Source organism: Actinomadura physcomitrii, from assembly GCF_008923205.2.
In the GTDB taxonomy this organism is placed as follows: Bacteria; Actinomycetota; Actinomycetes; order Streptosporangiales; family Streptosporangiaceae; genus Spirillospora; species Spirillospora physcomitrii.
Genome location: NZ_WBMS02000006.1, coordinates 184,175 through 202,037, shown reverse-complemented (window position 1 = coordinate 202,037; position 17,863 = coordinate 184,175). Strand labels below are relative to the sequence as shown.

The 17,863-nt window shown below is 73.6% G+C and carries 17 protein-coding genes; 15 read left to right on the top strand and 2 right to left on the bottom strand.

Going from position 1 to position 17,863, the window contains the following annotated elements; genetic code table 11:
* The first annotated feature begins 26 nt into the window (after positions 1 to 26).
* The 3 genes from F8568_RS10160 to F8568_RS10150 are packed head-to-tail and all read left to right on the top strand — an operon-like array spanning position 27 to position 2,902.
* Positions 27 to 1,328 carry a polysaccharide deacetylase family protein gene (locus F8568_RS10160; RefSeq protein ID WP_151593257.1) on the top strand — a complete coding sequence of 434 codons (1,302 nt, stop codon included), beginning with the start codon at positions 27 to 29 and terminating at the stop codon, positions 1,326 to 1,328.
* Complete coding sequence (locus F8568_RS10155; RefSeq protein ID WP_160573565.1) at positions 1,325 to 2,119, top strand: polysaccharide deacetylase family protein; 795 nt, start codon at positions 1,325 to 1,327, stop codon at positions 2,117 to 2,119. The genes F8568_RS10160 and F8568_RS10155 overlap by 4 nt, the downstream gene beginning before the upstream one ends.
* A 3-nt stretch (positions 2,120 to 2,122) precedes the next feature.
* Positions 2,123 to 2,902: a hypothetical protein gene (locus tag F8568_RS10150; RefSeq protein ID WP_151593255.1), complete on the top strand. Its 780-nt coding sequence runs from the start codon at positions 2,123 to 2,125 to the stop codon at positions 2,900 to 2,902.
* A 114-nt stretch (positions 2,903 to 3,016) separates the two neighbouring features.
* On the opposite strand, the gene F8568_RS10145 is transcribed toward F8568_RS10150, so the two are convergent.
* Positions 3,017 to 4,075 (bottom strand): LacI family DNA-binding transcriptional regulator, encoded by a 1,059-nt coding sequence (locus F8568_RS10145; RefSeq protein ID WP_151593254.1) that lies wholly within the window; start codon positions 4,073 to 4,075, stop codon positions 3,017 to 3,019.
* A gap of 190 nt (positions 4,076 to 4,265) precedes the next feature.
* On the opposite strand from F8568_RS10145, the gene F8568_RS10140 reads away from it, so the two are divergent.
* The 11 genes from F8568_RS10140 to F8568_RS47950 all read left to right on the top strand — a co-directional run bounded on the left by F8568_RS10140 (position 4,266) and on the right by F8568_RS47950 (position 15,362).
* Complete coding sequence (locus tag F8568_RS10140; RefSeq protein ID WP_151593253.1) at positions 4,266 to 5,192, top strand: ABC transporter permease; 927 nt, start codon at positions 4,266 to 4,268, stop codon at positions 5,190 to 5,192.
* A gap of 88 nt (positions 5,193 to 5,280) precedes the next feature.
* Positions 5,281 to 6,303 (top strand): ABC transporter substrate-binding protein, encoded by a 1,023-nt coding sequence (locus F8568_RS10135; protein WP_151593252.1) that lies wholly within the window; start codon positions 5,281 to 5,283, stop codon positions 6,301 to 6,303.
* Positions 6,304 to 6,314: 11 nt separating this feature from the next.
* Positions 6,315 to 7,127: an ABC transporter ATP-binding protein gene (locus F8568_RS10130; protein ID WP_151593251.1), complete on the top strand. Its 813-nt coding sequence runs from the start codon at positions 6,315 to 6,317 to the stop codon at positions 7,125 to 7,127.
* Between the two features lie 33 nt (positions 7,128 to 7,160).
* The gene (locus F8568_RS10125; RefSeq protein WP_151593250.1) at positions 7,161 to 8,309 is read left to right on the top strand and encodes a Gfo/Idh/MocA family protein; all 1,149 of its coding nucleotides are present in this window, start codon (positions 7,161 to 7,163) and stop codon (positions 8,307 to 8,309) included.
* Positions 8,306 to 9,436, top strand: coding sequence for a dihydrodipicolinate synthase family protein (locus tag F8568_RS10120; protein ID WP_151593249.1), 1,131 nt, complete (start codon positions 8,306 to 8,308; stop codon positions 9,434 to 9,436). Before F8568_RS10125 ends, F8568_RS10120 begins: the two co-directional genes overlap by 4 nt.
* Entirely contained in the window at positions 9,433 to 10,236 is an 804-nt protein-coding gene (locus F8568_RS10115; RefSeq protein ID WP_151593248.1) for a sugar phosphate isomerase/epimerase family protein, read from the top strand. The genes F8568_RS10120 and F8568_RS10115 overlap by 4 nt, the downstream gene beginning before the upstream one ends.
* 73 nt (positions 10,237 to 10,309) lie before the next feature.
* Complete coding sequence (locus tag F8568_RS10110; RefSeq protein ID WP_151593247.1) at positions 10,310 to 11,527, top strand: hypothetical protein; 1,218 nt, start codon at positions 10,310 to 10,312, stop codon at positions 11,525 to 11,527.
* Positions 11,528 to 11,627: 100 nt separating this feature from the next.
* The gene (locus tag F8568_RS10105) at positions 11,628 to 13,718 is read left to right on the top strand and encodes a PQQ-dependent sugar dehydrogenase (RefSeq protein ID WP_151593246.1); all 2,091 of its coding nucleotides are present in this window, start codon (positions 11,628 to 11,630) and stop codon (positions 13,716 to 13,718) included.
* Positions 13,719 to 13,782: 64 nt separating this feature from the next.
* Positions 13,783 to 14,724 carry a LamG-like jellyroll fold domain-containing protein gene (locus tag F8568_RS10100; protein WP_151593245.1) on the top strand — a complete coding sequence of 314 codons (942 nt, stop codon included), beginning with the start codon at positions 13,783 to 13,785 and terminating at the stop codon, positions 14,722 to 14,724.
* 108 nt (positions 14,725 to 14,832) lie between these two features.
* Positions 14,833 to 15,120 carry an asparaginase domain-containing protein gene (locus tag F8568_RS47955; protein WP_268896207.1) on the top strand — a complete coding sequence of 96 codons (288 nt, stop codon included), beginning with the start codon at positions 14,833 to 14,835 and terminating at the stop codon, positions 15,118 to 15,120.
* Positions 15,060 to 15,362, top strand: a complete 303-nt coding sequence (locus F8568_RS47950) for an asparaginase domain-containing protein (protein WP_328600806.1) — start codon at positions 15,060 to 15,062, stop codon at positions 15,360 to 15,362. The genes F8568_RS47955 and F8568_RS47950 overlap by 61 nt, the downstream gene beginning before the upstream one ends.
* Positions 15,363 to 15,374: 12 nt before the next feature.
* On the opposite strand, the gene F8568_RS10090 is transcribed toward F8568_RS47950, so the two are convergent.
* Positions 15,375 to 16,274, bottom strand: a complete 900-nt coding sequence (locus F8568_RS10090) for a hypothetical protein (protein ID WP_151593244.1) — start codon at positions 16,272 to 16,274, stop codon at positions 15,375 to 15,377.
* 135 nt (positions 16,275 to 16,409) lie between these two features.
* Here F8568_RS10090 and F8568_RS47945 point away from each other — a divergent pair, with 135 nt between their 5' ends.
* Complete coding sequence (locus F8568_RS47945) at positions 16,410 to 17,861, top strand: membrane-associated oxidoreductase (protein ID WP_151593243.1); 1,452 nt, start codon at positions 16,410 to 16,412, stop codon at positions 17,859 to 17,861.
* The last annotated feature ends 2 nt before the right edge of the window (positions 17,862 to 17,863 follow it).

Below are 17,863 nucleotides of genomic sequence, written 5' to 3'. Positions count from 1 at the left end.
CCCCGACTCCCCACGGAGTACCCCCGATGTCTCCACGAAGACTTCTCGTGCTCGTCACCGCGGCGCTGGTCGGCGCGGCGTGCGTCCTCGCCGAGGTGCCGGCGAGCGCCGACACCGGCACGGTCGTGTCGCTGACGTTCGACGACGGAGCGCAGGACCAGTACGACAACGCCCGCCCGGCTCTCGCGAGCCACGGCATGAAGGGGACCTACTACATCAACAGCGCCCGGGTCGGCACGTCCGGCTACATGACGCAGGCGGAGATCGCGTCGCTGGAGTCCGCCGGCAACGAGATCGGCGGCCACACCATCACGCACGCCGACCTGCCCACCCTCTCCACAACCGAGCAGCAGCGGCAGGTCTGCGACGACCGCGTCGCGCTGCTGAACATGGGCTTCACCGTCAAGAACTTCGCCTACCCGTACGGGAACGCGAGCAGCACGTCCGGGCAGGTCGTGCACGACTGCGGCTACAACAGCGCCCGGACGGTCGGCGGGGTCGTCTCGCCCGGCGACTGCAACGGCTGCGGCTACGCCGAGACGATCCCGCCGGCGAGCCCCTACTTCACCCAGACCCCCGACTCGGTCAAGACGGGCACCACGCTCGCGCAGCTCCAGGGGTACGTGACGCAGGCCGAGACGCACGGCGGCGGATGGGTGCAGCTCGTCGTCCACCACGTCTGCAACGGCTGCGACGACACCTACGCCGTCAGCCCGGCCACGCTGTCGTCGTTCCTGGACTGGCTCGCGCCGCGCGCGGCGAACGGGACGGTGGTGAAGACCGTCGACCAGGTCATCGGCGGGAGCCTGCAGCCGCCCGTCAACGGTCCGCCGTCGCCGACGACCGTGCAGAACCCGTCGCTGGAGGCGGCGACCGACGGCGTCCCCGACTGCTTCCAGCTCGGCGGGTACGGGACGAACACCTTCGCCTGGACGCGGACGAACGACTCGCACACCGGGCAGTTCGCCGAACGCGTCGACGTCTCCGCCCGCACCGACGGCGACCGCAAGCTCGTCACCAGACAGGACGCCGGGACCTGCGCGCCCGCCGCCACGCCGGGCCACAGCTACCGGCTCGGGGTCTGGTACAAGGGCACCTGGGCGGCCGGCGTCACCACCAAGATGAGCATCTACTACCGCAGCGCCACCGGCGCCTGGACGTTCTGGACGAACGGCCCGACCCTCACGCAGACGAGCACCTGGCAGCAGACGCTCGTCACCACCCCCGCCGTCCCCGCGGGCGCCACCAACATCAGCTTCGGTGTCGCGCTGCCGGGCGCCGGGACCCTCGTCGTCGACGACTTCTCCCTCACGGACCAGGGCACATGACCGATGAAGCGAAGGCGGCCGGGCCCACGGGGCCCGGCCGCCCGGCCCGCCGCAAGCGGCGGCTGCGCCGCCACCTCACCGAACTCGGCTTCGGCGTCCTCGCGCTCGCCGCGATCGTCCCGCCGGCGCTGGACGCGCTGGTCCCGCAGCGCGGCAACGCCGGCACCCTGCACGCCGAGACCGTCGTGAACCGCGCGCTGCTCGACCACGCCGACACCGGCAACGCGTGCCGGCGCGGGCGCGTCGCCCTCACCTTCGACGACGGCCCCGACGTCTACACGCCGCAGATCCTGGAGGTCCTGCGCGCCTACGACGTGCGCGCCACGTTCTTCATCATGGGCAAGAAGGCCGCCGCGCACCCCGCGCTCGTCCGGGCGGTCGTCGCGGGCGGCCACCTCGCCGAGAACCACAGCTGGGACCATCCGCACATGGCCGATCTCGACGCCGCCGCCGTCCGCCGCCAGCTCGCCGGCACCAACGCCGCGATCATGCGGGCGGGCGCGCCGCGCCCCACGCTGTTCCGGCCGCCGTTCGGCAACACCGACGGCGTCGTGGACGCGCAGGCGCGCGCGCTGGGGCTGCGGGTCGTCCGCTGGTCGGTCGACACCAACGACTGGCGCGGGCGGCGGCCCGCCGACATCGCCGCCACCGTCCTCGCCAAGGCCGGCCCCGGCTCGGTGGTGTTGATGCACGACGGCGTCGCCAACTCCGCCGCCACCATCCGGGCCCTCCCGGCGATCATCACCGGGCTCCGGGCGCGGGGCCTGTGCACGGCGCTCGACGCGGGGTAGCCGATGTCGTCACGGCGGACCATCGTCGCGGGCGCCGTCGCCGCCGCGGCGCTCCCCGCGGCCGTCTTGTCGCTGCGCGGATGCGGCGGGCCGGGCGACTTCGCGTCCCGCACGTCCGGGCGCGACCGCCTGGTCACCAACGAGTACGCGCACTGGAACCCGCGCGCGTCCGACGCGCGCCGGTCCCCCGACTGGGACGTGACCAGCGGGTCCCTGTTCGTCCGGGACGGCGCCGGCTGGTCCGGGCCGCCCGACCAAGCGGTGCCGGACGCCCGCTCGTCCACCGGCACCGGGTCGAGCGTGTTCCGGATGAACACCCGCCGCGCCGACTTCGAGGACGTCCGGGTGACGCTGCGGGTCCGCGTCCTGCGGCTCGTGCCGGGCGGCGGGCGGGCGCCGACCGAGCCGACCGACGGCCTCCACCTGATGCTGCGCCGCCAGGACCAGACCGAGCTGTACGTCGCGTCGCTGGCCCGGCGCGACGGGCTGCTCGTGGTGAAGAAGAAGCTGACCGGCGGCACCGAGAACGGCGGCACCTACACGACGCTCGGCCAGGTCCGGCACCCGTTCCGGCCGGGCGCGTGGCAGTCCTTCGACGTCCGGATCACCTCCAACGGACGGTCGCTGGTGACCATCGCCGTCCGCCAGGACGGCCGCGTGCTGCTGGAGGCCGTGGACGGCGGCCGGCACGGCCCGCCGATCGTCCGCCCCGGCTCGATCGGCCTGCGCGCCGACAACTGCGAGTTCGCCTTCACCGACCTCCGCGCCCACCCCCTCGGTTGACTTGTGGCGTGTCGTGGTTATGGAGCCCCTCATAACCCCCCCCCCCCCCCCCGGGTTGTTGTGGGGGGTGTTTTTTTTTCGCCCCCCCCCCCCCCCCCCCCCCCCCGCCACAAGTCAACGGGGGGCGGCGGTGCTGTCGCGGAGGATGACGTGGCCGGCCACGCGCTCGATGCGGCTGCGGCGGGCGGGCGGCTCGCGCAGCGCGAGGCCCATGACGTGCTCGCCCATCGCCTCCAGCGGCAGCGCGACGGTGGTGAGCGGCGGCGCGAGGTCGCGCACGATCGGGATGTCGTCGAAGCCGGCGAGGGAGATCTCGCCCGGCACCGCGACGCCGTGGTCGCGCAGCGCGGCGAGAGCGCCGATCGCCATCACGTCCGTCACCGCGAACACGCAGGTCGGACGGGGGTCGCGGCGCAGCAGTTCGGTCGCCGCGCGGTACCCGCCGTCGCGCGTGAAGGACTCCTCGACGATGTGCTCCTCGGGCACCCGCACCCCGGCCTCCGCGAGCGCCTCGATGAAGCCGCCGAGCCGGTCGGAGACGGTGGTGAGCGCGCGCGGCCCGCTGAGCACGCCGAAGTCGCGGTGGCCGAGGTCGAGCAGCGCGCGGGCGAGCGCCCCGGCGCCCTCCCGGTTCTGCGGCAGGACGGCGTCGACCTTGAGGCTGCGGTGCCGGCTGAGCACCGCGACGCGCCCGCCGGTGCGCTGGTAGGGGTCCAGCTCGCCGGCCATCGAGCGCTCCCAGTCGCGGTCCTCGAAGCCGGAGCCGATCAGCAGGATCGCGCGGGCCCGCTGCGCGCGCAGCATCGCCACGTACTCGATCTCGCGGGACGGGTCGCGGAACGTGCTGGCGAGCATGACGAGCATCCCGTGCTCGGCGGCGGTGCGCATCACGCCGCGGGCGACGGCGGCGAAGTAGGGGTCGCTGACATCGTGGCAGATCACCCCGACGGACTTGCTGGAGGAGCTGGCGAGCGCCTGGGCGTGCGCGTTCGGGGTGTAGCTGAGCTCGGCGGCGGCGGCCAGCACCCGCTCCCGCAGATCGGCCCTGACCTGCGACGTCCCGTTGAGCACGCGGGAGGCCGTGGCCAGCGACACCTCGGCCTGCCGGGCGACGTCCTGCAGCGTCACGTAGGCCCGGTCAGCGGTGCGCGGCTCCTCCGCCGCCTCGGTCATGCGTCCTCCTCGTGGGGGGCGTCCCCCGCGCCGCCCGGGCGGGGACCGCGGCGGTCCCGCGCGGCCTCGCCGGCCGCCGCGCGGCGGGCCCGTTCGGAAAGACCCTCTTGACCGCGCCCGGCGCAGGTTCCTACGGTACCTCAGAAAGCGCTTTCTGAACGCGCTTTCTCGGCACGGTCCCGGAGGAACCATGGTGAGTCAGCACCTCTCGCGGGGGGACGACCCCCCGCGCTCGGCGAACCGCCCCCCGCACGGGCGGGGCGCGGCGGGCGCCAAGCCGCCGGCGGACGCCCCGGGGGTCGTGGAACGCGACCGGCCCGGCGCGGGCGAGCGGATCGCGACCGCGCTGGAGTCGGCCTGGCGGCCGGTCGCGCTGCTGGTGGCGTGCTTCGCCGCCTGGTGGGCGATCACCGCGTTCAAGCTGGTCGAGGCGTACCTGGTGCCCTCGCCCTGGACGACGCTGAAGCTGATGGGCGACAAGTGGGGCTACATCTGGCACCACACATGGGTGACCACCTACGAGACCCTGATCGGCTTCGCGCTCGCGGTCGTCATCGGCGTCGCCGCCGCAGTGATCATGGTCTACTCCAGCACGGTCGAGCGCACCCTCTACCCGATCCTGCTGTTCGCGCAGGTCATCCCCAAGATCGCGATCGCCCCGCTGTTCGTGGTCTGGCTCGGCTTCGGCATCGGCCCCAAGATCGTCGTTGCGGTGCTGATCGCGTTCTTCCCGGTGGTGATCTCGATGGTCGCCGGGCTGAAGGCGGTCGACCCGGAGATGCTGCAGCTGTCGTCCACGATGGGCGCGAGCGCGTTCGCCACCTTCACCAAGATCCGGCTCCCCGCCTCGCTGCCGCACCTGTTCTCCGGCCTGAAGGTCGCCGTGACGCTCGCCGTCACCGGCGCCGTCGTCGGCGAGTTCGTCGGCGCGAACGAGGGGCTCGGCTACGTGATCCTGCAGGCCAACGGCAACATCGACACCCCGATGCTGTTCGCCGGGCTGCTGGTGATGTCCGCCATCGGCGTCGTGCTGTTCGTCGCCGTCGAGATCGCCGAGAAGCTGCTGCTCCCCTGGCACGCCAGCCGCCGCGGCGAGGCCGTCACCACCACCTACTGACCCGGCCCGTCCGGACGGGCCCTTCCGAACCCGCCTCCACGAACCGGCCGGCCGGCCGGGAGTTCACCCCACCCATGGAGGACCTCCCATGAAACTCCGCATCCTCGCCGTCTCCGTCCTTGCCCCGGCCCTGGCCCTGGCCGCCACCGCCTGCGGCGGCGACTCCGGCGAGACCACCAGTGCCTCCGGCAAGAAGCTCACGAAGGTCACCCTCACGCTGAACTGGTACCCCTACGGCGAGCACGCGCCCTTCTACTACGGCAAGAAGAAGGGCATCTACGAAAAGCACGGCATCGACCTGGAGATCAAGGCGGGCCAGGGCTCGCAGAAGACCGTCCAGGCGACCGGCGCCGGGCAGACCGACTTCGGCTGGGCCGACACCCCGGCGCTGCTCGCCGCCGTCGACAAGGGCATGCCGATCAAGAGCATCGGGGTGTTCCTGCAGACCACGCCCGCGTCGGTGCAGGCCTTCAGCGCCAAGAACCTCAAGGCCCCCGCCGACCTGAAGGGCAAGAAGATCGCGATCACCGCGGGCGACGCGCTGTCGCGCACGTTCCCGGTGTTCCTGAAGAAGAACGGGCTGTCGGAGAGCGACGTCCCGCTGCAGAACACCGACCCCGCCGGGAAGATCGCCGCGGTCATCTCCGGCAAGGCCGACGGGCTCGTCGGGTTCGCCAACGACCAGGGTCCGACGGTCGCCGACAAGTCCGGCAAGCCGGTGTCGTACCTGCGCTACTCCGACTTCGGCGTCAACTTCTTCTCCAACGGCCTGCTGGTCGGCGAGCGGAAGCTGAAGAGCGACAAGGACCTGGTCAAGGACATGGTCGCCGCCACCAGCGAGGCGTGGACGGCCGCCGAGGCCGACCCGGCCGGCGCGGTCGCCAGCATGGCCGGCGCGTCCGAGCAGCTGCCGCCGGCGAAGGTCGTCACCGAGCAGTTCAAGACCACGCTGACGCTGCTGCACACGCAGGCGACGCAGGGCAAGGCGCCGGGCGTCAACAGCGAGGACGACTGGAAGCAGACGATCGCGCTGTTCCAGCAGACCGGGGTCATCGGCAAGGCCGAGGCGCCGTCGACGTACTGGTCGCCGCAGCTGGCGGCGCAGGGATGAGCGGACGGGCGATGAAGACCATGAGCGAACCGGGCAAGGCCGCGGCGGAGCAGTCGTCCGCCGTGCGCATCGACGAGGTGGCCGTCCGGTTCCGCAGCAAGAAGCGCGACGTCACCGCGCTGCGCGAGGTGTCGCTGGACGTCCCGATGGGGGAGTTCGTCGCGATCGTCGGGCCGTCCGGCTGCGGGAAGTCGACCCTGCTGAAGCTCGTCGCGGGGCTGCTCAAGCCGTCCACCGGGAGCGTCCGGCTGCGCGGCGAGCAGGTCGCGGGGCCGCGCGCCGACATCGGCTACGTGTTCCAGCGAGCCGCGCTGCTGGAGTGGCGCAGCGCCCGCAAGAACATCCTGCTCCAAGCGGAGATGCGCAAGATGCCCGCGGAGCAGGCGCGGCGGCGCACCGCCGAGCTGATGGAGATGACCGGGCTGACCGGTTTCGAGGACGCGCTGCCGCACGAGCTGTCCGGCGGCATGCAGCAGCGGGTCGCGCTGTGCCGGGCGCTGCTGCACGAGCCGCCCGTCCTGCTGATGGACGAGCCGTTCGGCGCGCTCGACGCGCTCACCCGCGAGCAGCTCAACATCGAGATGAACCGGATCTGGCGGGAGACCGGCACGACGGTCCTGCTCGTCACGCACTCGGTCGCCGAGGCCGCGTACCTGGCGAACCGGGTCGTGGTGATGACCGACAGGCCCGGCACGGTCGCCGAGGTCATCGACGTGGACCTGCCCGCGGAGCGGGACTACGCGCAGACCATGGCGCAGCCGGAGTTCGCCCGCGTCACCGGCCGCATCCGCAAGCTCCTGGGCGCCGGCGCGGCGCTCGACTAGGCACGCCTCTACACAAGGCTGGGAAGGAACGGGATGGCACGCAAGTCCATCGGGATCGTCATGAACGGCGTGACCGGCCGGATGGGATACCGGCAGCACCTCCTGCGCTCGATCCTCGCGATCCGCGAGCAGGGCGGGCTGCGGCTGGCGGACGGCACCGACCTGTGGCCGGAGCCGGTGCTGGTCGGCCGGTCGGAGGCGAAGCTGCGCGACCTCGCCGCGCGGCACGGGCTGGACGCCTGGACGACCGACCTGGACGAGGCGCTGGCCCGTCCGGACACCGAGATCTACTTCGACGCGCAGGTGACGAGCGCCCGCGTCGAGGCGATCCGCGCGGCGGTCGCGGCCGGCAAGCACGTCTACACCGAGAAGCCGCTCGCCGACGACCTGGCGGGCGCGCTCGCGCTCGCCGGGCTCGCCGACGAGGCGGGCATCAAGCACGGCGTGGTGCAGGACAAGCTGTTCCTGCCGGGGCTGCTGAAGCTGCGGCGGCTGATCGACGGCGGCTTCTTCGGCCGGATCCTGTCGGTGCGCGGCGAGTTCGGCTACTGGGTGTTCGAGGGCGACTGGCAGGAGGCGCAGCGGCCGTCCTGGAACTACCGGGCCGAGGACGGCGGCGGGATCATCCTCGACATGTTCTGCCACTGGCGGTACGTGCTCGACGCGATCGCGCAGGTCAGGTCGGTGCAGGCGCTCGGCGCGACGCACGTCCCGCAGCGGGTGGACGAGGACGGCAAGCCGTACGAGGCGACCGCCGACGACGCCGCGTACGGGATCTTCGAGCTGGACGGCGGGATCGTCGCGCAGATCAACTCGTCGTGGACGACCCGGGTGTTCCGCGACGAGCTGGTGGAGTTCCAGGTCGACGGGACGGAGGGGTCGGCGGTCGCGGGCCTGCGGCGCTGCCGCGTCCAGCACCGGTCGATGACGCCGAAGCCGGTGTGGAACCCGGACCTGCCTGCGACGGAGGACTTCCGCTCGCAGTGGCAGGAGATCCCGGACAACACCGTGTTCGACAACGGCTTCAAGACGCAGTGGGAGATGTTCCTGCGGCACGTCGCCGAGGACGCGCCGTTCGAGTGGGACTTCTACGCGGGGGCGCGCGGGGTGCAGCTCGCGGAGCTGGGGCTTCAGGCGTGGCGCGAGGGCCGCCGCCTCGAGGTGCCGGAGCTGCGGCGATGAAGATCGACCTGCCGGAGCCGGACGGGACGCTCGTCCCGCACACGATGGGCGAGCCGCGCGCCTATCCCCCGCCGCCGGGGCCGGCGTCGTCGCGGGTCGCCTATGCCGCCGCCCATGTGGTCGCCGACCCGTTCGGCGACTCGCTGGACTGGGACGCGACGCTGGCGTTCCGCCGCCACCTGTGGTCGTACGGGCTGGGCGTCGCGGAGGCGATGGACACGGCGCAGCGCGGGATGGGGCTGGACTGGCCGACGACCCGCGAGCTCATCGTGCGCAGCAGCGAGGAAGCGCTTTCAGCGGGCGGCCGGATCGTCTGCGGCGCGGGCACCGACCAGCTCCCGCCCGGCCCGGCCACGCTGGAGCGGATCACCGCCGCCTACGAGGAGCAGCTCGGCGTCATCGAGGACGCCGGGGCCGTCCCGGTGCTGATGGCGAGCCGCCACCTCGCCGCCGCGGCACGCGGGCCGGAGGACTACGCGGCGGTGTACGGGCGGCTGCTGCCGCAGCTGCGCAGCCCGGCCGTCCTGCACTGGCTCGGCCCGATGTTCGACCCGGCGCTGGAGGGCTACTGGGGCTCGTCCGACCTGGACGCCGCCGCCGACGCGCTGCTGGCGCTGATCGGCGAGCACGCCGCTTCGGTCGACGGCGTGAAGATCTCGCTGCTGGACGCCGGCCGGGAGATCGCGTTCCGGCGGCGCCTGCCGGCCGGCGTCCGCCTGTACACCGGCGACGACTTCAACTACCCGGAGCTGATCAAGGGCGATGCCGAGGGGCACAGCGACGCACTGCTCGGGATCTTCGACGCGATCGCGCCCGCGGCCGCCGCCGCGCTGCACGCCCTCGACCAGGGCTCGGACGCCTACGACGAGATCTTCGCGCCGACCCTGCCGCTCGCCCGGCACCTCTTCGAGGCCCCCACGTACTACTACAAGACCGGCGTCGTCTTCCTCGCCTGGCTGGCCGGGCACCAGCGGCACTTCCGGATGGTCGGCGGGCTGGAGTCGGCGCGGTCCGTCCCGCACCTGTCCCGGCTGTTCCGGCTCGCGGACGCGGCCGGGCTGCTGCCCGACCCGGACCTCGCCGCGACCCGGATGCGCGCCTGGCTGACCGTCCAAGGAGCCCTATGACCAGGTTCAGCCTCAACCAGTGGACGACCCGGCACTGGCCGGTCCCCGACCTGCTCGCCGGCTGCGCGGCGGCGGGGGTCGCGGGCGTCGGCCTGTGGCGCGAGCCCGTCGCCGAGTACGGCCTGCCCCGCACGGCCGAGCTCGTCCGCGACCACGGCCTCGCGGTCACGTCGCTGTGCCGGGGCGGCTTCTTCCACAAACCGGACGCCCTGGACGACAACCGCCGCGCGATCGAGGAGGCCGCCGCCCTCAACGCCCCCGTCCTCTGCCTGGTCAGCGGAGGCCTGCCGGACGGCTCCCGGGACCTCGACGGCGCCCGGTCGCGGGTCGCGGACCTGCTCGCCGAGCTCGCGCCGTACGCGGGCGAGCACGGCGTCCAGCTGGCCCTGGAACCGCTGCACCCGATGTACTGCTCGGACCGGTGCGTCGTCTCGACCCTCGCCCAGGCCCTCGACCTGGCCGCGCCGTTCTCTCCGACCCAGGTCGGCGTCATGGTCGACACCTACCACCTGTGGTGGGACCCGGCCGTGTGGGACGGCATCGCGCGCGCCGGCGCGGAAGGCCGGATCGCCCTGTTCCAGGTCGCCGACTGGGTGACGCCGCTCCCCGAGGGCGTCCTCACGGGGCGCGGCATGCTCGGCGACGGCCGCATCGAGCTGCGCCGGTTCCGCGAGGCCGTGGACGCCACCGGCTACACCGGCCCGATCGAGGTCGAGATCTTCAACGACGAGCTGTGGGCGATGCCCGGCCAAGCCGCCCTCAACCTGTCCCTGTCCCGCTACGCCCAGCACGTGGCATGACCCCCCGAACCGCGTTCACTTGCGGCGAGTCGTCGTTGTGACGGCGCGCATAACGACAACTCGCCGCAACTCAATGGAGGGGCGGAGTTGGCGGGGGGCGTCGGGGGCGTGGCTCGGGATCGGGACGGCGCCGGGCGCGCTCGTCCTCGGCGCGCAGGTCGGCGGGCGGCACGGCGGCGCGCTGCCCGTCGCCGTGCTCGCCGCCGGCGGCGCCGTGATGACGGCGCTGCTCGCGGCGCAGGGGCGGCTCGGCCTGCGCCCGCCCGCCGGGGACGGCGCCGGCATGGCCGTCCTCGCGCCGCGCTACCTGCCGCCGGCCGCCGAGCGGGCGTTCACCGCGCTGCTCGCCGCCGCGATGGCCGGCTGGTTCGGGTTCAACGTCGGGCTCGGCGGCGCGGCCCTCGCCGCGCTCACCGGCCTGCCGGACGCCGCCGGGGCGGTGCTGCTGACCGTCCCGATCGTCGCGGTCCTGCTGGCCGGCGGCGGGCGGTGGAACGCGATCGCGGTCGCCACCACGCTCACCGCCATCGCGCTGATCGGGATCGTCGCGGTGCGGCTGCCGCCGCCCGCGTCGCCGGTGTCGTTCGCGCGGGACGGCCCGTTCACCGGGCTCGCCGCCGACCTCGCCGGCTACATCGGGTACGTGTCGGTGTTCGCCGTGCGGGCGCCGGACTTCACCGCCGGGCTGCGCGGCCGCCGCGACCTCGCGGCGTGCGTCGCGCTGCTGGTCGGGCCCGCGCTGGCCGCGTCGGTGGTCGGCGCGGGCGTCGCGGCGGCCAGCGGGTCCACCGACGTCGTCGCGGTGCTGGCCGGGCCGGACGGGCTGCCCGCCGCGAACCTGTTCGTCGCCGCGTCGGTGATCGCGCCGACGTTCGCCGCCGTGCACTCCGGCGCCCTCGCCGTCCGCCGCTTCCTGCCGCCCGGCGGCCGGTTCGGCGCACGGGCGTGGGGCGTGCTGGCGGTCGCGGTGCCCGGCGCGGTGCTCGCCGCGCTGCGCGTCGACCGGATGCTGCTCGACTGGCTGACGGTGCTGGCCGCCGCGCTGCCCGCGCTCGTCCCGCCGATGGCCGCCGAGGCCGCGCGGCGGCGGCGGGGACGGCCCGCGCGTCCCGTCCGGACGTGGATCTGGGCGCCGGGCGCGGTGCTCGCCGTCGCGTTGACGCTGGCCGGGCACGCGGCGGCGGCCCCGATCGGGCTCGCGGTGTCGGCCGCCGCGACGCTGGTCCATGCCCTGTCGACGCGCGCCCGGCCGGCCGCCGGGATCGCGATCCGGCGCCGAATCCGTTCTTGACGGCGGGCGAGAGCCGGTCGTACGTTCGGGAAAGCGCTTCCAGAAAGCGCTTTCCAATCCACTCCGTCCCCCACCCAACCCCCCACCTTGGACGGTCGGAATGAAAAGACTGAGATGGTGCCTGCTGACCACCCTGGCGATGCTCGCCGCCCTCATCACCGTGCTCCCGGCCGGTGCGCAGGCGCGCGACGACGCCCCGATCCTCGACCCCATCCCCGACGACCCCGCCCCGTCCGGACTCGGCCTCGTCCTCAAGGAGGTCGCCCAGCTGCCCAAGTCGGAGCCCTCCGCACCGCCCACCGACCCGCGGCTCGCGCGCTGGAACCGCATCAACCACGTCGGTGAGCTGCCCGACCACTCCGGCCGGCTCTACGTCCCCGACCTGAACGGCAACCTGTACTTCCTCGACAAGAAGACCGGGAAGTCGCACGTCTACCTCGACGTCAAGGGCGCCTTCCCCGACTTCTACTCCGCCGCGGGCCTCGGCCAGGGCTTCGGCTTCGTCGCGTTCCACCCCGACTTCAAGAAGAACGGCAAGTTCTACACCGCGCACGTCGAGTCGGGCAACGCGCTCACGACCAAGACCCCCGACCTGACGCCGCAGCCGAAGACCGGCTACCACGGCGTCATCGACGAGTGGACCGCCGACGACCCGAAGGCGCAGACCTTCCACGGCACCCACCGCGAGCTGCTGCGCATCGGCTTCGCCGGCCGCGTCCACAACCTGCAGCAGATCGACTTCAACCCCAACGCCAAGCCGGGCGACGCCGACTACGGCAAGCTCTACATGTCCGTCGGCGACGGCGGCAACGGCAACGTCGGCGACAACGGCGGCGACCCGCAGAACCTCGGCGTCCCGCAGGGCAAGATCCTGCGGATCGACCCGGCCGGGAACAACAGCGCGAACGGCAAGTACGGCATCCCCGCCGACAACCCCTTCGCCGGCCAGTCCGGCAAGGTCGGCGAGATCTACGCCTACGGCATGCGCGACCCCCACCGGTTCAGCTGGGACACCGGCGGCACGCACCGCATGTTCCTCGCGCACATCGGCGAGCACGAGATCGAGTCGATCCACGAGGTGAAGTCCGGCGACAACATCGGCTGGAGCGAGCGCGAGGGCGCGTACACCTTCCGCAAGGACGACCGCTGCCACCTGTACCCGCTGCCCGCCGACGACGCCAAGTACAACTACGACTACCCGGTCGCCGCCTACGACCACGACCCGCCCGCGGACTGGAACTGCTCCAGCGACACCGGGCACGCGATCTCCGGCGGCTACGTCTACCGCGGCGCCGCCCTGCCCGCCCTGCGCGGCAAGTACCTGTTCACCGACATCGTCGACGGCCGGCTCATGTACACCGAAGAGTCGGAGATGAAGCGGGACCCGGCCGGCAAGCACCGCGCGCAGATCTACTCGCTCGCGGCCTACGACACCAAGGGCAACCCCGTCACGATGAAGCAGCTCGCCGGCGACGACCGGGTCGACCTGCGCTACGGCTCGGACGCCAAGGGCGAGCCCTACCTGCTCGCCAAGGCCAACGGGAAGATCTGGAAGGTCGTCGGCACCAAGAGCTACGCCGGCTGCCGCCCGAACGACGTCCGCGAGAGCCGCGTCATGTCGGCGGACAACTGGGCGCCCGTCACGCCGTCCAAGTGGCGGTTCCCCGGTAAGGAGGTCGTCCTCGCCGAGGCCGGCTCCGAGCGGCCCGGGCCGCGCCGCCCCTTCGAGTACGCGGTGCTGAAGTCCGGCCCGGTGCTCGGCTCGTCCAAGATCGACGCCGAGGTGCGGCTCGACACCCCGGTCGACATCATCAACCGCGACGTCATCATCGTCTTCGGCTACCAGGACGACACGCACTTCTACTACGCGCACCTGTCCACCGACAACAGCATCTACCCCCACAACGGCATCTTCGTCGTGAACGGCGCGGACCGGCTGCGCATCGACCAGCAGTGGAACGCCAACCGCTCGCACGGCGCCCCGCCGACCATCACCGACGCCGACTGGCACCGCGTCCGCGTCACCCACTGCGCCGGCACCGGCGAGATCGCGGTCTACGTGGACGGCTCCACCCGTCCCGCCATGACCGCCCTCGACAAGACGTTCACGTCCGGGCGCGTCGGGTTCGGATCGTTCGACAACATCGGACGGCTCCGCGACCTGACCGTCCACGCGAACCCGGCACGGTAACGGCCTCCCCGGGGCGGGCGGGAGCGAGCCCGCCCGCCCCGGGGGCATCGGAAGGAGACCCTCCATGCTGCTCCGCCGCCGCGTCACGGCCGCGACCGCCCTGCTCGGCGCGTCCGTCGTCGCCGCCTCGCTCGCCGCCCCGGCCCAGGCGTCACCGGCCCCGGGCGTCGCCCCGTCCCTGAAGAAGAACCTCGTCTCCTACTACGACTTCGAGCACCCCGCCCGCGGCGATGCCGCGCGGGAGCGCGACCTCGGCCGCTCCGGCACCACCATCGACCTCGTCAACGGCGGCGCCGCGATGCGCGTCCGGGACGGCGCGCGCCGGCACGCGATCCAGCTCGGCCAGGTGAACCCGTCCACGGCCGGCAACGACGACTGGAAGGCCGGCGTCTACTCCGCCACCGGCGTCCCGTCCCTGCACGCGTTCAACGCCGTGCGCGGCGCGACCGTGGCGGGCTGGTTCAAGATGACCGGCACGAACCCGTCGCCCAACTCGGGCACCGCGAACCCGGACGACGTGTACAACGCGGTCGGCCTCATCGGCGTCCTCACCGGGGACTCCGACGGCCACGCCGTCCGCGCCCTGCTGGAGATCATCGACGTCTCCGGCACGCTCCGGCTCGTCGCGCTCGGCCGCCGCATCGACGGCGGCAGCTCGCAGACGTTCGCCGCGAACACGGACTGGCGCACCCTCCTGCCGCAGAACACCTGGGTGCACCTCGCGGCCACGTTCGACTACGACACCGGCAAGATGTCCCTCTACAAGAACGGCGAGCCCCTCGACGGCTTCTACACCGTGTCCGGCGACCCCTGGAAGCTGCAGGGCACGCCGGGCCCGCACCTCGCCTCCGCCACCGACCCGCGCGGCATCAAGATCGGCGGCAGCTTCCCGCAGAACAACCGGGAGGCGAACCCCTGCAACTGCCGGATGGACGGCCTGATGTTCCTCGACCGCGCCATCACCCCGGGCGAGGCCCGTCTCCAGTACCGCATAGCCAAACGCTGACCCCACCCCCTGAGGCCGCCGGTGCGCCCCGCGCACCGGCGGCCTCGCCATGCCCGGCTGCCTGCGTCGGGCGTAGGTTGGCGAGGTTGATCAAGCGAGGGGGATGGGATGAGCGTCGCACTGTTCACGCTGGGCGGGACGATCGCGATGGCGGGGCACGGTCCCGGCCGCGACGGCGGGACGGTCGTCGCGCGGCTGACCGGCGCCGAACTGACGGCCGCCGTCCCCGGCCTGGCCGATATGGGCGTGCCGCTGGAGGTGCGCGACATCGAGGCCGTGCCGAGCGCGCAGCTGACGTTCGCGCGGATCCTGGACCTGGTGCGGCGGGCGTCCTCGTGGCCGCACACGTGGCCGTGGCGCCGCAGGCGCGCGGGCTCGGCGCGGTGGTGGTGCTGAACGACGAGATCCACGCGGCGCGGTGGGTGCGGAAGACGCACAGCGCGAGCACCGGGGCGTTCACGTCGCCCAACGCCGGCCCGATCGGGTCCGTCCACGAGGGACGGGTCGCCGTGCACGGCGCTGTGCCGCGCCGCGAGCCCGTCGAGGTGGACGCGGCGGCCCTGGCGGACGTGCGGGTGGGCCTCCACACCGTGGTGCTGGACGACGGGATCGCCGCCGCGTTCGCCGAACGCGGCTGACGGCGCGGGCGATCACGCCGATGTGAGGCGCAGGCCGCCGTCGGTGGCCGCGACCAGCGTCCCGTCCGTGGCCAGGGCCAGGTCGTTCACCCGCGCCGGCACGGGCGCGCGGCGGGACGGGGTGACGGACGCGGCGTCCCACACCAGCAGGTCGCCGCCGGCCTCGGCGGCCACGAGGAACCGGTCGCCCGCGACCGCGGCGGCGACCGCGCCGACGTCGCCCGGGGCGGGCAGCGCGACCGCGGGGTCGCCGTCCAGGGATTGGACGAGCACGGCCGCGCCGGACGGCTGGACGAGGAGCGGCGGGCCGTCCGGACCGGGCGCCAGCACCGCGTGCGCGCCGGAGGACGGCAGCGACGCGGCCTCCTCCTCGCGTTCGACGTCGAGGAGCCCGATGGTGCGCTCGGTGTCGCGGGCGAGGCCGACGAGGGGGCCGCTCGCGGGGGTGGCGTGCAGGATCCAGCGGTCGATGGCGGTCCAGTGGCCGAGCCAGACGCCGAACTCGGCGAGCAGGTCGCCGGTGCGGGCGTCGAGGACGGCGACCCGGGCGTCGCTGGCCGGTCCGGAGACGGCGACGACGGCGCCGCGGCCGCCGTGCACGGCGAGCCCGAGCAGGTCGGGCCGCCCGTCGACGGTGAACTCGCCGCCGGTGGACAGGTCGTGGACGTGCACGCGGTCGCGGTGCGTCCAGGCCACGACGGGCGCGCCGCCCGGCAGCAGCCCGAACGCCCACTCGGCGCGGTGGTCGGGGAAGTCGGGGATCGGCGGGCCGAGGGCGGAGCGGGTGCGCAGGTCGAAGGCCTGGCCGATGTTCGCGCCCTGGCCGGCCCGCGAGGCGAACGCCAGCGGCGGCCCGGCGGCCGTGGCGGCGACCCCGTCGAACGCTCCCTGCGCCAGCACGCTTTCGGGCATGCCTGGGAGGCTAGGGCACCGGCCCGAGATCGTTCCGTGAAGTGCGCGAAAAGGCGGAGGCCGCCTCCGGCGGTGATCACGCCGTCGTCCGGTTGCCCGGCGGAAGACCGGATGATCCCGATAGGTTCCAGGGTCGTGGAGCCGATCGATCTGAGTCCCGTCGAGCGGCGCGTGTGGCGGGCGTTCCGCACGGGGACGCCCGTCGACCTGCGGGACGGCGACGACGACCCCGAGCACGGCGGCGGCTGGGGGCCCGCGCGGACGCTGCGGGCGAGCGTGCTGCGCAAGCTGCTGCTCGGCCCGGCCGTCGACGGGGAGATCGCGGCGCTGCGGGTGAACGGCGCGCGGATCTCGGAACGGCTCGACCTGCGGTACGCGACCGTCGCGCATCCGGTGCGGCTGTCGGGCTGCCGTTTCGACGAGGCGCCGGAGCTGTACGGCGCGGATCTGCGGCATCTGAACCTCAGCGGCTCGTTCCTGCCGGGCCTGGTGGCGCAGACCGTCAAGGTCGACGGGGTGCTGCGCCTCACCGACTGCCGCGTCCCGGGGCAGATACGGCTGGGCGGGGCGCGGCTGGCCGGCGCCCTCTTCCTGGAGCGCGCGCGGCTCGGCGAGGACGGCGCGCGGGAGGAGGTCCTGCACCTCAACCATTCCGTCGTCGAGGACGACGTCTGGGCGCCCGGCCTCGAGGCGCGCGGAGAGATCCGGCTGAACGGCGCGTCCGTCGCGGGCATGGTGAACCTCCGGGAGGCCGTGCTGCTGGCCCCGGGCCGGCGGGCGCTCGACGCCGAGAACCTCACCGTCGGGTCGGACGTGGTCGCGACCCGGGCGCGCATCGACGGCGAGGTGAGCGTGCGCGGCGCGGCGATCCCCGGGCTGCTGGTGCTGACGCAGGCGCACCTTTCCGACGCGACCTGCGCGCTGCGGGCGACGAGCGCGGTCATCGGCGAGATGTGGCTGCGGGAGGCGCGGGTCGACGGCACCGCGAACCTGCTGCGAGGCCGGTTCGGGCTGCTGCACGCGGCGCCCGGCGCCCTCGGCGGCACGGTCTGGCTGGACGGCCTGACGTACGGTTCGCTCACGCCCCGGCTCCCCGCGAAGGCCCGCATCGCGATGCTGGAGCGCGACGAGGAGGGCTACGTGCCGCACGCGTACGAGCAGCTCGCCGCCGCGTACCGGCAGGCGGGCGACGACCGGGCGGCGCGGAACGTCCTGCTGGCCAAGCAGCGCCGGCACCGGTCGACGCGGCCCCGGTACGCGCGGCTGTGGGGATACCTGCAGGACGTGACGGTCGGGTACGGGTTCCGGCCGCTGTGGGCGGCGGCGTGGCTGGCCGGGCTGCTCGCCGTGGGCACGGCGGTGTTCGGGCCGCATCCGCCCGCGCCGCTGAAGGCCGGCGAGCATCCGCCGTTCAACGCGCTGTTCTACACCCTCGACCTGCTGCTGCCCATCATCGACTTCGGGCAGGAGAAGGCGTTCAAGCCGGCCGGCTGGCACCAGTGGCTGGCGTACGTGCTGGTCGTCGCGGGCTGGGTGCTCGCGACGACGATCGCCGCCGGGATCAGCCGGACGCTCAGCCGGCAGTGACG